General features: G+C 60.1%; 12 protein-coding genes and 1 tRNA gene. 8 read left to right on the forward strand and 5 right to left on the reverse strand.

The features are described from left to right. Positions 1 to 14: 14 nt before the first annotated feature. Both sctV and AB4P96_RS28150 read right to left on the reverse strand, forming a co-directional pair. The gene (gene sctV, locus AB4P96_RS28145) at positions 15 to 2,108 is read right to left on the reverse strand and encodes a type III secretion system export apparatus subunit SctV (protein WP_099549211.1); all 2,094 of its coding nucleotides are present in this window, start codon (positions 2,106 to 2,108) and stop codon (positions 15 to 17) included. Beyond that, complete coding sequence (locus tag AB4P96_RS28150; protein WP_026013748.1) at positions 2,105 to 3,202, reverse strand: TyeA family type III secretion system gatekeeper subunit; 1,098 nt, start codon at positions 3,200 to 3,202, stop codon at positions 2,105 to 2,107. Before AB4P96_RS28150 ends, sctV begins: the two co-directional genes overlap by 4 nt. 263 nt (positions 3,203 to 3,465) lie before the next feature. Here AB4P96_RS28150 and AB4P96_RS28155 point away from each other — a divergent pair, with 263 nt between their 5' ends. From AB4P96_RS28155 to pgeF, 7 genes are all read left to right on the forward strand, one after another. Beyond that, positions 3,466 to 4,017, forward strand: a complete 552-nt coding sequence (locus tag AB4P96_RS28155) for an RNA polymerase sigma factor (RefSeq protein WP_017137665.1) — start codon at positions 3,466 to 3,468, stop codon at positions 4,015 to 4,017. A 335-nt stretch (positions 4,018 to 4,352) separates the two neighbouring features. Then, positions 4,353 to 4,429 (forward strand) — tRNA-Met (locus tag AB4P96_RS28160). 95 nt (positions 4,430 to 4,524) lie between these two features. Beyond that, entirely contained in the window at positions 4,525 to 5,091 is a 567-nt protein-coding gene (gene rimJ, locus AB4P96_RS28165; protein WP_176991527.1) for a ribosomal protein S5-alanine N-acetyltransferase, read from the forward strand. After that, a complete protein-coding gene (locus AB4P96_RS28170) occupies positions 5,088 to 5,921 on the forward strand; it encodes an EamA family transporter (protein WP_017137666.1) in 834 nt (277 codons plus the stop codon). Before rimJ ends, AB4P96_RS28170 begins: the two co-directional genes overlap by 4 nt. 96 nt (positions 5,922 to 6,017) lie before the next feature. Beyond that, the gene (locus AB4P96_RS28175; protein WP_017137667.1) at positions 6,018 to 6,797 is read left to right on the forward strand and encodes a PhzF family phenazine biosynthesis protein; all 780 of its coding nucleotides are present in this window, start codon (positions 6,018 to 6,020) and stop codon (positions 6,795 to 6,797) included. Positions 6,798 to 6,832: 35 nt separating this feature from the next. Further along, a complete protein-coding gene (gene ggt / locus AB4P96_RS28180; protein ID WP_050547746.1) occupies positions 6,833 to 8,662 on the forward strand; it encodes a gamma-glutamyltransferase in 1,830 nt (609 codons plus the stop codon). 25 nt (positions 8,663 to 8,687) lie between these two features. Then, positions 8,688 to 9,410 carry a peptidoglycan editing factor PgeF gene (gene pgeF / locus AB4P96_RS28185; protein ID WP_395600329.1) on the forward strand — a complete coding sequence of 241 codons (723 nt, stop codon included), beginning with the start codon at positions 8,688 to 8,690 and terminating at the stop codon, positions 9,408 to 9,410. Positions 9,411 to 9,589: 179 nt separating this feature from the next. Here pgeF and ddlA read toward each other — a convergent pair whose 3' ends face one another. Together ddlA and AB4P96_RS28195 are read right to left on the reverse strand one after the other, a co-directional pair. After that, positions 9,590 to 10,684 (reverse strand): D-alanine--D-alanine ligase, encoded by a 1,095-nt coding sequence (gene ddlA, locus AB4P96_RS28190; protein ID WP_138452257.1) that lies wholly within the window; start codon positions 10,682 to 10,684, stop codon positions 9,590 to 9,592. Between the two features lie 44 nt (positions 10,685 to 10,728). Then, entirely contained in the window at positions 10,729 to 11,367 is a 639-nt protein-coding gene (locus AB4P96_RS28195; RefSeq protein ID WP_017137671.1) for a LysE family translocator, read from the reverse strand. Positions 11,368 to 11,503: 136 nt separating this feature from the next. Here AB4P96_RS28195 and AB4P96_RS28200 point away from each other — a divergent pair, with 136 nt between their 5' ends. Further along, entirely contained in the window at positions 11,504 to 12,313 is an 810-nt protein-coding gene (locus tag AB4P96_RS28200; RefSeq protein ID WP_017137672.1) for an AraC family transcriptional regulator, read from the forward strand. Between the two features lie 172 nt (positions 12,314 to 12,485). Here AB4P96_RS28200 and AB4P96_RS28205 read toward each other — a convergent pair whose 3' ends face one another. Beyond that, positions 12,486 to 13,061, reverse strand: coding sequence for a flavin reductase family protein (locus AB4P96_RS28205; RefSeq protein ID WP_395600330.1), 576 nt, complete (start codon positions 13,059 to 13,061; stop codon positions 12,486 to 12,488). Positions 13,062 to 13,081 lie beyond the last annotated feature (20 nt).

Genomic DNA, 13,081 nt, shown 5'->3' on the forward strand with positions numbered 1-13,081 from the left:
AACTGGCGCACTTCTCATGCCGCAGTACCACGCATCAGGTCAGTCTGACCGAGGTCAAAACGCCCCAACACTTTTACCTTTGAGGTGCTCCCCAATTCGGCAAAAGACATCACAGGTACATGGTTGAATTCTTCGAGCAAAAGAGTGCGCAAAGGGCTGCGTAAATCCTGTGCAACCAACATCACGCTTTTGCTTTTTGGCCGGGCCACGAAGGCTTGGTTGAGCAGGTTGATCAGTGAAGCACTGCTGTCATTATCAAGGGCGAAAAACACCCCGGTCTGGGTCTGGCGCAGCGATTCGCGCAGCACGTTTTCGGTCTGTGGGGACAGCAACCAGGCATGCAGGCCGTCGGCCTCACTGTATTGGTGAAAAATCTGCGCTTTAAGCGCAATGCGCGCGTAGTCCGCCAACGCGTCCGGCTCTCGCTCATGCTGGCCGTATTCAATCAGCGACTCGACGATCAGCCTCACAGCACGCAGCGGTACGCCTTCGCCTGCCAGGCGTTGCAGGACTGCCGAGAAACGCGACAGCGGCATGATTCGCTGCAGCTCCTGTACCAATTCCGGCTGGTTATGTTCAAGCCAACTGAGGATCGACTTACTCTCCTGGATTCCCAGAAACTGGGGGCCGGACAGCATCATCGCTTGCTTCATGCGTTCGACGATCAAGCTCGTCGCGCTGAAGCGCTCCAGCAGGGGGTCATCGAGCAAAGGATCATCCTGCGCCAACCACACCCAATCTTGCTCATCGCGTTCAGCCAGGCCTGGTATTGCGTGCTCAGGCACCTGTGCCAAGGCTTTACGCTCTACGGCCACATTGGTGACAACCGAGGCCTTGATCATCGGCACCTCGTGTACGCAGAAGCGCATTTCGTCGTCCGCCAACGAGTCGTTGAGTTCGACTTCAAACGGCGGCAGCGTGAGCCCGATATTCGCAACGAGTGCATTACGCGTCTGACGAAGGCCATGAACCAGCTCGATCACCTCAGGCGTTCCGCGCAAGACGGGAGAAAATTGCAAGAGATAGGGGCGCGACGGGTCAAACCCGCGCAAGTCCTCGTCACCGTTTTCTTCCGGGCGCACGGCCTGCGTGGCCTCGGCCTCGGGCGCCTCTTGCCGTTGACGTTGGCGCGCAAGGTAATAGCCCAGGGAGCCGGTCATCAGTGAGATAAGAATAAATACCAGGGTCGGCATGCCGGGCAACGCCGCAAACGCGAGCATGCCCACTGACGCAATCATCCAGCTCTTGGGTTCGCTGGTCATCTGACGGGCAATTTCTGCGCCCATGTTAGTCACGCCCCGGCGCCCATCCGGTGCGGCGCGGGTGATGATCATGCCCGCCGTCAGCGAGATCAGCAGCGCAGGGATTTGCGCAATCAAACCATCACCGATGGTCAGCACCGAATACAACGCAATGGATTCGCTGGCGCTCATGCCATGCTGGAACATACCCGTGGAAAAACCGCCCAACAGGTTGATCAGCACGATCACAAGGCCTGCAACAGCGTCACCCTTGACGAACTTCATGGCGCCGTCCATGGCCCCGAACAACTGACTCTCGCGGGACAACTGGTCACGCTTGTCCCGCGCCTGATTGCCGTCGATCAGTCCCGCACGCAAGTCGCTGTCGATGGACATCTGCTTGCCGGGCATCGCGTCCAGGCTGAAGCGTGCGGCCACTTCGGCAACCCGCTCCGAACCCTTGGTGATGACCAGGAAGTTGACCAGGGTGAGGATCATGAAGATCACCAACCCTACCGCCAGGTTGCCACCGACCACAAAGTTGCCGAACGCCTCGACGATGTCGCCGGCGTCCTGCTCCAGCAGGATCAAACGCGTGGTCGCGATAGACAGTGCCAGGCGAAACATCGTGGTCAACAGCAGGATCGAGGGGAACGACGAAAACGCCAAAGGCCCGGGCAGGTACAACGCCAGCACAATCAACAAGCAGGCAATACAGATATTGAGCGCAATGAGGATGTCCACCAGCCAGGTCGGCAGCGGCACGATGAAAATAAAGACGATGGCCAGTACCACCACAGCACCAAGGACTTCCGCACGTTGTGCAACCTTGAGCAGCCAGTGGTTGATAAACGCCAGCACCGTCACATCAACGCCCTCGGCTCAATCTGGCCCTTCTCCAGGCGCGTGAACTCATCCATCACCAGCAGGAAGTTATGCAAAGCCTCCTCGCGCCCCCGCGAGTCGCGCCATAAGGCCGCAGGCAAACCTTTGATCACGGGATAGAGCGCATTGAGAGAGGCCAGTTGGCGGGCCGCCGCATCCCCAGCCAATTCATCCGCCAGCAGTTGAACCTCGGAGGGGGCAATGCCATTGCCGGCATAACCCAACAGACGCTGCAACAGGTCAACGGCGTCGTGCTCAACGTTCAGACGCTGAACCAGGTCCTGGCAATTGGACAGTACCCCGCCCAATTGACCGCAGCTCTGTAACCCCAACAAAAGCGTGCGCAATTTGGCGGTGGGAATCGATGAGACGTACGCCGCAATATCATCCGCCAGGGCCCGGCGCATGAGGTTGAGCCCGACCGTAAACTGCTCGCCACCGTACTCTTTCAAAAGCGCCTGCATCATGCTGGCCAGGGATTGGCGCACGACCACATTGGCGTAGTAGAGCGTACGTATCGCCTGGCATTGCGCCGGATCGTCACTGCCTGACTGCAACGCCAGGGCAATATTAAGGCCCGCCTGTATTTCCCTCTTGTACTGAATCTCCAGCCTCGCCAGCGCTGCCCGAGCCAGCGCTGCCTCGCTCTTGACTTGCGCATCACGCGTCAACGCGGATTGTGTCTGGCGCACCTGCGCCTCGGCCTGCGCCGTAAGCTGACGAAGCACGACATAGGTACGTGCAGGGTCTCCACCCGTGAGGTCCACCAATTTTTCGAGACTAAGCTGGCGCTCCAGATACTGCCTGGCCACGATGACCATCTTTGCCAGGCTTTTCTGGGCGGGATGGCCCAGTCGATCATACAACTGCGCGAGCTGCTCGACCGGCGTGACAGGCCCCCCAATGGCACGTCGGGTCAACGCAGTGCCATGGGCCGCAGCTTCCTGGCTGAAGATGCCCGCGAGCGCATCAAAACCTGGCGCGGCATCCTGCGATGGGGTCGTGGCGACCTTCTCTGAAACGGATGGGTCCAAGCGCTGGATTCTGTGCAGATCGGGGTTGAATTCGACTTTCATGGGCATGCCAGGACAGGGAGTTTGTGTCTCTATGTGGCAACCCGGTGCCATACGGTTCCATAAAAACCACCCACACTCCCCGCTTTGAAAATACCTGCACAAAGCCGCCAATCGTTTTGCAAGTACCTGCGCAAAATCACACTATTTCAATTTATTTATATATATAAATCAGCAAGTTATAAGATTTTTTTGTTTGGCACAGCCAGTGCTAAAGGGGTTCCCGTCGAAATTATTTCGATAGCGTCTACCCTGAGGAAAAAATCGTGAATATTCCTATTGAAGCTTTAGCGCAGCTCGTTGGCGACTCGCCTCAATTCATGCTCCAACTGACGGACGACCAGCAAAAAAAACTCCGGCGTTTTATTCATAAACGCGTACTCAATCCCGAAGACGCCGACGACATCCTGCAACTGACCTACCTGGAGGCATGGCGTAACAGAGAGCGGTTCAGTGGCCAGGCTACCCTCAGTACCTGGATGTGCGGCATTGCGCAGAACCTGGTCCGCAACCATTTCCGGCGCCTGTATGCCAAACCGGTGCATTGCGAGTTCGATGAATCGCTGTGGCACGGCCAGGAAGAAAACAAGAATCTGGATTGGGAATTCGAGGTCAACCGCCGGCTGGAAAAAACCTTGAACGCCATCGATCATTTGCCGGCTGAGATGCGCAAGACGTTATATGCCTCCCTGGAAACCGATGGCAGTTACCAGGACACCGCCGACGTGCTGGACATCCCCATCGGTACCGTTCGCTCACGTCTGTCACGGGCGCGCGAACACCTGAAGCGCGTCACCCACACACCGCAGCATCCGTAAGCAAGCCCCGGGGGGCAAGCGTTGGGCGGCAGGGATATCTGCCCAACCGAATGACGCTTTACCGTGCGCAGAACAGGATCACAAGCCGCGCCGAATGGCACCTTGGGGGTCATCGTCAAAGTGTTTACAGCGCCACACCCTTGCGATCACGCGTTGAATACCGTCAGCAGAACACCGCAAAACCCATGTGGGATCTTCGTGGCTGAAATACCCGTATCCGCCACACCACTCGTCGCCGTTTGGCCTTATTCTGTTTAAACAGTTGAAAGCGTAGATAAATTTTTAAAATAAACGCTTGACGCATATGCGTTCTACGCGAATAATGCGCGCCACTTGGCTACGTAGCTCAGTTGGTTAGAGCATAGCATTCATAATGCTGGGGTCCGGGGTTCAAGTCCCTGCGTAGCCACCAAGTACTAAAAACGGCTTACCGAAAGGTAGGCCGTTTTTTTATGCCTGCAGAAAAGCCCTCAGGCATACTCGCCCCCAACCACAAGGAGGCGATACGTGAACCCCCTCTTCCCCACCCATGGCATCACCACCGAACGGCTGACACTGCACGCAGCTCACCCTCGTCACGCTCAAGACTTGCAAACGCACCTGGTGCAAAACCGCGCCTACCTTCAACCCTGGGAACCGACTCGCGATGATGACTTCTTCGAACTCGGCGCCATTACCCAGCGCCTCGAAGCCATGGCCGAGAAAACCACCAGCGGCGAAGCCTTGCATCTGCTGATACTGCGCGACGACCGGATAATCGGCAGCTGCAACTTCAGCAACATCGTGCGCGGCGCATTCGAGGCCTGCCATCTGGGCTACGCCCTTGATGAGACGGCCCAAGGCCAAGGGTTGATGCGCCAAGCGCTGAGCGCCGCGATTGACTATGTGTTCGCAGAGATGAAACTGCACCGTATCATGGCCAACTACAGGCCAGAAAACCAACGCAGCGCACGCCTGCTTGAGCGGTTGGGCTTTGAGCGTGAGGGGCACGCGCGGGCCTACCTGAAGATCAATGGCGTGTGGGCGGACCATGTATTGACGTCGCTGATCAACCCCACGAACGGTGACGCATGAGCCTGAGCGTATTCGCAATCATCCTGCTGGGCGCCGCCCTTCACGCCACGTGGAATGCGGTGGTCAAAGGCGGCGTCGACAAGCTGCTGACCACCTGCATGATTGCATCCGCCGCTTCATTGATTGCGCTGGCGGCCATCCCGTTTCTGGCGCTACCGGCCAGAGAAAGCTGGCCCTTCATCGGCGCATCGGTGGTTTTGCAGGTGTTGTATTTCGTACTGGTGGCCTCGACCTACCGCATTGCCGACATGAGCCAGACCTATCCGATCATGCGTGGCACTGCGCCACTGCTGGTGGCGTTGGTGAGTGTGCTGGTGTTGCACGAGCCACTCTCGGCGTTTGCCTGGCTTGGCATTGGGGTGATCTGCCTGGGTATCTTGAGCATGGCCGCAGCGCCCTCGGCCGGTCATAAAAAAGGGCTGGTGCTCGCGCTGATAAACGCCTTGGTGATAGCCGGCTATACGCTGATTGATGGCCTTGGCGTGCGCAAGTCCGGCGCCCCCGCGGCTTACACGCTGTGGATATTTTTGCTGACCGGCATCCCGCTCGCCGCGTGGGCTTTAGCCGCGCGGCGTGCAGCGTTCTGTCGCTATGTCGCCCGTAACTGGAGGTTTGGCGCCGTCGGGGGTGCAGGCACTGTGGCGTCATACGGCCTGGCGTTGTGGGCGATGACACACGCGCCCATCGCGACGGTTTCGGCCTTGCGTGAGACCTCGATCCTGTTTGGCGTAGTGATTTCGGCGTGGGTGCTCAAAGAGCATTTAACGCAGGCTCGCATCATTGCCGCCGGCATTATTGCCGTCGGGGCGATGGTGTTGCGCCTGGGCTGACCAGGACACATGCGCGCAAAAAAACTGAGGATCTGTACTTTGACGCTCCACGTAACCCACTGCTAGTGTCCTGCCTCCCTACATGGAGCACCTGTGATGAAACTGGATATCTATCAAGTCGACGCGTTCAGCCAACAGGTCTTCGGTGGTAACCCGGCGGCCGTCTGCCCGCTGACCGAGTGGTTGCCCACAGAGCAGCTTCACCACATCGCCGCCGAAAACAACCTTTCCGAAACCGCATTTTTCGTGCCTCGTGGCGAGGTGTATGAGCTGCGCTGGCTCACCCCCGAAGTCGAAGTGGACCTGTGTGGCCATGCGACGTTGGCCGCTGCCTGGGTGCTGATTCACAAACTCCCGAATCCCCCTGAGATCTTGCGTTTTGCGACCCGCAGCGGTGAGCTTCGCGTGACGCGCAATGGCGACGAACTGGCAATGGACTTCCCGGCCAAACAGCCCGAGCGTTGCGAGCCGCCAGCCGGCATGTTGAGCGCGCTGGGGCTCGAACACGCCGAGGTGTATGCCACTGATGACTATATCGTTGTCGTTGATGACGAAGCCCAGGTCGCGGCACTCACGCCAGATTTTGCACGCCTCAAGGGCCTGCCCAAACGCGGGATAGCAGTGACGGCCAAAAGCACGCGCTTTGATTTTGTTTCCCGTTGGTTTGGCCCGAATGTGGGCGTCAATGAAGACCCGGTCACCGGCTCGGCACACACCTCGCTGGCACCGTTCTGGGCCGAGCGCCTGGGCAAGTCGCAGTTGAGCGCCGAACAGGGCGGCAGGCGCCGTGGGCAACTGCGGTGTGAACTCAAAGGTGACCGCGTGATCATCTCAGGCCATGCAGCACTCTACCTGCAAGGCACGATTTACCTGTAAAAGGGATTGCCCAAGGACAACAGATCATTCTCAAAATGAACGGAGTTCAGCGCGTGTTCACGATTTCCCGCCGTCAACTGTCGATGGTTGCCGCAGCCCTGGTGCTGGCCGGCTGCCACACACCTGTCAACGAACAGCCTCCGGCACCGGAACTGGGCTCGGGTTACCGCACCGACCTCACCACCCGCCACGCCGAACGCCATATGGCCGCCGCCGCCAACCCGCTGGCGGCCGAAGCCGGGCGGGAGATGTTGCGCCAGGGCGGTTCGGCGATTGACGCCGCGATAGCGATGCAGGCGGTGCTGACCCTGGTGGAACCGCAGTCTTCCGGCATCGGCGGCGGCGCGTTCATCATGCTGTGGGACGGCAAGAACGTACACGCCTATGACGGCCGTGAAACGGCACCCGCCGGCGCGACTGAGCGCTTGTTCCTGAAGGCCGACGGCACGCCGATGGCGTTTCCCGAAGCGCAGATTGGCGGGCGTTCGGTCGGCACTCCGGGCGTCTTGCGGGCACTGCAGATGGCGCATCAAAAGACCGGGCACCTGCAATGGTCCAAGTTGTTTGAACCGGCGATCAGGCTGTCGGAGCAAGGCTTCGCGATTTCCCCACGCTTGCACGCACTGATTGCGGCCGACCGCTACATTCCCCAGTCGCCGGAAATGGCGGCTTACTTTCTGAACGCCGATGGCTCGCCTAAAGCCACCGGCACACTGTTGAAAAACCCGGCGCTGGCTGCTGTGTTCAAGCGCATCGCCAAGGAAGGGCCAGACGCGCTGTACCACGGGCCGATTGCCGATGAAATCGCGCGCAAGGTCCAGGGCAATCGCAATGCGGGCAGCCTCTCGCAGGCTGACCTTAAGGGCTACACCGCCAAGGAACGCACGCCGTTGTGCACCGACTACAAGCAATACCGGGTGTGCGGCATGCCGCCGCCGTCGTCGGGCGGGATAGCCGTCGCACAGATCCTCGGCACCTTGCAGGCAGTGGAGGCCCGTGACCCGCGCCTGGCCATCGCGCCGATGAAACCGCTGAAGAGTGCATCGCCTGCCGGCCTTGAGCCTGTGCCCGAAGCCGTACACCTGATCGCCGAAGCCGGCCGCCTGGCGTTTGCCGACCGTGCGCTGTATGTGGCCGACTCGGACTTCACCCCAGTACCGGTCGCGGGCCTTGTCGCCCCCAACTACCTGGCACAGCGCGCCACATTGATTGGCGAACGCAGCATGGGCATTGCCAAGCCGGGCACACCAGCGGGCATCCAGGTGGCCTACGCGCCGGACCGCTCGCCGCTGCGCATCTCCACCTCGCAAGTGGTGGCAGTGGATGATCAGGGCGGCGCGGTGTCGATGACCACCACGGTAGAAGCGGCGTTCGGCTCCCACGTGATGGTTCAGGGCTTTTTGCTCAACAACCAGATGACCGACTTTTCGTTTCTCCCTGAAGAAAACGGCCAGCCCGTGGCCAACCGCGTCGAACCCGGCAAGCGCCCTCGCTCAGCCATGGCGCCTACCCTGGTGTTCGACCGCAAGAGCGGCGAGCTGCTGGCGACGGTGGGTTCACCGGGCGGTTCGCAAATCATCGAATACGTGAGCAAATCCCTGGTGGCAATGCTCGACTGGAACCTCGACCCGCAAGCCGCCATCAGCCTGCCCAACTTTGGTAGCCGCAACGGCGCGACCGAGTTGGAGGCCGGCCTGTTCAGCCCTGCGTTGAAACAAGCGCTGCGTGACAAGGGCCACGCGTTGAGCGAAATCGATATGACCAGCGGCATCCAGGCCATTGTTCGCACGCGCGATGCTCAAGGCAAGGTAACCCTGAGCGGCGGCGCCGACCCTCGGCGTGAAGGCGAAGCGGTCGGTGACTGAATGTTCTACGAACGGAGAGCGTGCTGTGCAACAGGCCGATAACCTCGGCGCCCTTGGCGGCGTCGACCATGGTTTTTGCTCGATCAATGACCCGCAGCGCCCGGACGCAGTGTTCATCTGCAAGCAGGTACACAGCGCGACGGTGATTGAATGGCAGGCGCAGCTGGCAACCAACAGCGTGGCGGCGGATGGCGTGTTCACGCGCGAGCATCAGCCGATTGCGGTGATCACAGCCGATTGCCTGCCCATTCTTATCGCGGCTGAAGACGGTGCGACGGTCGCAGCGGTGCATGGCGGTTGGAAGGGGTTGCAAGGCGGGATCATCGCCAATGCCGTGCAGCAATTTGCCGACAAAGGCATCGCCGTGGAGCAGTTGCAGGTGGCAATCGGGCCGTCAATCAAACCGTGCTGCTATGAAGTGAGCGAGGACTTTATTGCGCAGTTTCAGGCGGATCAAGGCCATCTGTGGCCTGACGGCCGGGCACCGTGGAGCTTCGTACAACCGGCGCCATTGCTGCCCCCCGAAATTGCCCCGCCCTATGCCAGGCAAACGGGAAGTGCCTGGTTTGATTTGAGCGGCTTCGGGGTAATGTTGCTGTTAGCAGCAGGGCTTAAGCGTGAGCAGATCGAAGTCAGTGAAGTGTGTACGTATTGCACATCCTCCACTTTCGCCAGCTATCGCAGGCGCACGCATCACCCTGAAGAAGCGAAGACGTTGATCTATTCGTGGATTGCTCGCAACCCCTGATCAGTGCCAAGGGCGCTTTTGTGGCGAGCGGGCTTGCCCCGCGTTGGGCTGCGCAGCAGCCCCAATTTAGCCACTACGTTATTTCAAGGTAGAACCGTGCTGTCTGGTTTTGGGGCCGCTTCGCGCCCCAACGGGAGCAAGCTCCCTCGCCACAGAGGCCACATGTTACTCGAGTCATTTCATCGGCTGATCTTAAGCCCCTTACGCCCGGCATGCCGCTCCAGCGCCAGCTCGATCAACCGGCTCACCAACTCGCTGTAACTCATCCCCGCCGCCTGCCACAGCTTCGGGTACATGCTGATACGTGTGAAGCCTGGCAGTGAGTTGATCTCGTTGATCAGCACTTCACCGTCATCGGTGAGGAACACATCAACCCGCGCCAGGCCGGCGCAGCCCAGCACTTCAAACGCCTCAATGGCGAGGTGGCGAATGCGCTCGCTGGCTTCGACGCTGATATCGGCCGGCACCACCACTTGGGCTGCCTGGCCGTCGATGTATTTGCTGTCGTAGGAATAGAAGCCATTGCTCACCACAATCTCGCCACAGCCACTGGCGATGGGGTTGTCGTTGCCCAATACGGCGCATTCGATTTCACGGCCCTGGACCGCGGACTCCACCAGCACTTTTTCATCGAAGCCCAAGGCCAGTTCAACAGCAGCGTGGTACTCGACCTCGTTGCCAACCTTACTCACACCCACCGAAGAACCCTGGTTGGCGGGTTTGACGAACATCGGCAAACCGAGCTTGTTCACAGCCGCTTCAAACGAGGTACGCGCCGCGTTGCGGCGAGTCAGGGTGATAAACGGTGTGACAGCAATACCGGCATCGCGCAGCAGACGCTTGCTGATGTCTTTGTCCATGCAGACCGCCGAACCCAGCACGTCGGAGCCGACGAAAGGCAGGTCGGCCATGCGCAGCAGGCCTTGCAGGCAGCCGTCTTCGCCGAGGGTGCCGTGGACGATGGGGAAGATCACGTCGATATGTTCCAGCAGGCCCTGACCGGAGGTTTCCACCACTTGCTGGTTGGCCTTGCCCGGCACCACTGCAAGTTCACGGTTGGATTGGTTAAGAGCGATGAGCGCCGGGTTTTCCTGGTTGATCAGAAAGTTCGACGTGTCGTTGAGGTGCCAGTGGCCGGCCTTGTCGATGCCGATCAAGACCGGCTCAAAGCGCGAACGGTCCAGCGCATCGACGATATTGCGCGCCGACTGCAACGAGACTTCGTGCTCGGCCGAACGGCCACCAAAAATAATACCTACACGCACCTTGCTCATGACCCGGCCTCACTGTTGAAAGTAAGGCTTCTTACCATGAGCGGTCAGCGATTCGCTACCAGATGTGCGCCGAACAGCAGGTAGCAACCACCGGCAAAGCGGTCGAGCCATTTGCGTGAACGCGCGTAAAGGCTGGCCATGCGCTCGCTGGAAAACACCAGGGCAACACTGGAATACCAACTGAACGACAAGGTGGCCATGGTGATGACGGCCAGGGTAAGCAGCGCGGGCGAAGGAGATGGCGGCATGGTCGAGGCAAAGGCCGTCGCGACGAACAGCGCAGCCTTGGGGTTGGACAAGTTGCCCAGTAAACCGAACCGCCAGGCAGAGAACAATGAGCGGCGCGGTGCGTCGGGGAGAACCGTCTGGCCTGCCGCCGGTGCCGAGCGTTTGAATAACTTGAGCCCAAGGTAGATCAGGTAGCAACCGCCGATGATCTTGAATGCGAGGTAGAGCATCGGCGCGGCGGTAAACAGCGACTTGATGCCCAAGCCGCCCGCCAAGCCCCAAATGATCGTGCCGCTGGCTACACCCGCCGACGCTACAACGCCATGGCGCCTGGAGCAACTGGCAGCCAACTGCGCGGTGTTGAAAAAGTTCGGCCCAGGCGTTACAACAGCGACCGTCCACAGCAGCGCCAGCGAGACCAGCGGGGCCACATAGGCAGGGTTGATAACGTCCATGGGCAGCTCCGTCAGCGCAGTACACGAACCCGGATCATAGGCCTAGCCCAACGCCTGCACAATCGTACAAGACCTCGGCAGACAACCGATGCAGACTCGGTTAACGTGTTTCCACCTCTACATGTGACAAGTCATCATGGGCCAACCCACTTCCACCCTCGACTGGCTGCACCGCGCCCCGCACGCCAGCGGCCTGGACCGTATCGAGGCGTACTTTGCAGGCTTTGCGTTTGACCCGCATCGCCACGACACCTACGCCATCGGCCGCACCTTGTTTGGCGTGCAAAGCTACCACTACCGTGGCTGCATGACCCATAGCCTGCCGGGCAGGACCATGGTGATTCACCCCGATGAATCCCATGACGGCCGCGCCAGCAGCGTGGAGGGGTTCAAGTACCGGATGATTTATGTGGAGCCGGCGCTGATCCAGCAGATTCTCGGTGGTCGGCCATTGCCGTTTATCCACAACGGTTTGTCGACTGACCCACGCCTTTTCCGCGCCAGCGAAGTGTTGCTGCAAAACCTCGACTGCCCGGTTGACCCGATGCAGGAACAGGACGCCCTGTTCGACCTGGCCCACGCGCTGAACGCGGCATCCGGCGCGATCATCAGCCGCAAGTCGTTCGATTATGTGGCTGCCGAGCGCGCCCGCGAGTTTATCCACAGCGCCCTGGGCCGCAGCATCACCCTGGATGAAATGGCCGACCACTGCGGTCGCGATCGCTGGGCGCTGTCGCGAGACTTTCGTTTGTTGTTCGGCACCAGCCCCTACCGCTACCTGACCATGCGCCGGCTGGACTTGGTGCGCAGCTTGCTGGCCCAGGGCCAATCGCTGGTGGACGCGGCGCTGACCGCAGGTTTCACCGACCAGAGCCATATGACCCGGCAATTTCGCAGCACCTACGGCATGCCGCCGTCGCGATGGGTGAAGATGCTAGGGCGCTGATTGGCCCACCTGAAATGCGATTAAACCTGTGGGAGCTGGCTTGCCTGCGATGGCGGTGCATCAGTCAATATATTGGGTGCCTGACACACGCTATCGCAGGCAAGCCAGCTCCCACAATGCGGGGTCGCCGGCAAAAACACTCACCCGGCCTGCAGCACGCTGCAGCCGTGGCTTACAGCTGGCGCCCGACAACCGGCGCACCGATGCTGAGGAAATGTCCGCCGGCGATATGGTGCAAGGTGCGCAATTCGTCATGCCCTTCGAAGTGCCAATGCCCGTCGCTGAACACGCGCTCGTCGGCATAGGCGCCGATCACTTCGCCGAGAAACAGGTCGTAGGTCTGCTGGTTGTGCGGCTCGGGCAGCAAGCGGCACTCCAGCCAGGCCACGCAGCCTTCCAGCAGCGGCGCCTGGGTGTGCTCGCCACTGAAGGTGTGCAGGCCGTAGGCGGCGAACTTGTCGGTCTCGGAACCGCTGGTATTGCCGACCGTCTGCACCAGATCGGCCTGCGCCACACAGGGTACTTGCAACACAAACGTGCCGGCGCCTTCCAGCAGTTGCCGGGTCCAGGTGGACTTGTCCAACACCACGGCGACTTTGGGCGGTTCAAAATCCAGCGGCATCGCCCAGGCGGCGGCCATGATGTTGCGTTTGCCATCGTGGGCTGCGCTGACCAGCACAGTCGGGCCGTGGTTGAGCAAGCGGTAGGCCTTGGACAGCGGAACGGGGCGACGGTGGGTCGGGCTCATGGAGGGTCGGCTCTTCAAGC

Source organism: Pseudomonas sp. B19125, assembly GCF_044218855.1.
GTDB classification, from domain to species: domain Bacteria; phylum Pseudomonadota; class Gammaproteobacteria; order Pseudomonadales; family Pseudomonadaceae; genus Aquipseudomonas; species Aquipseudomonas edaphica.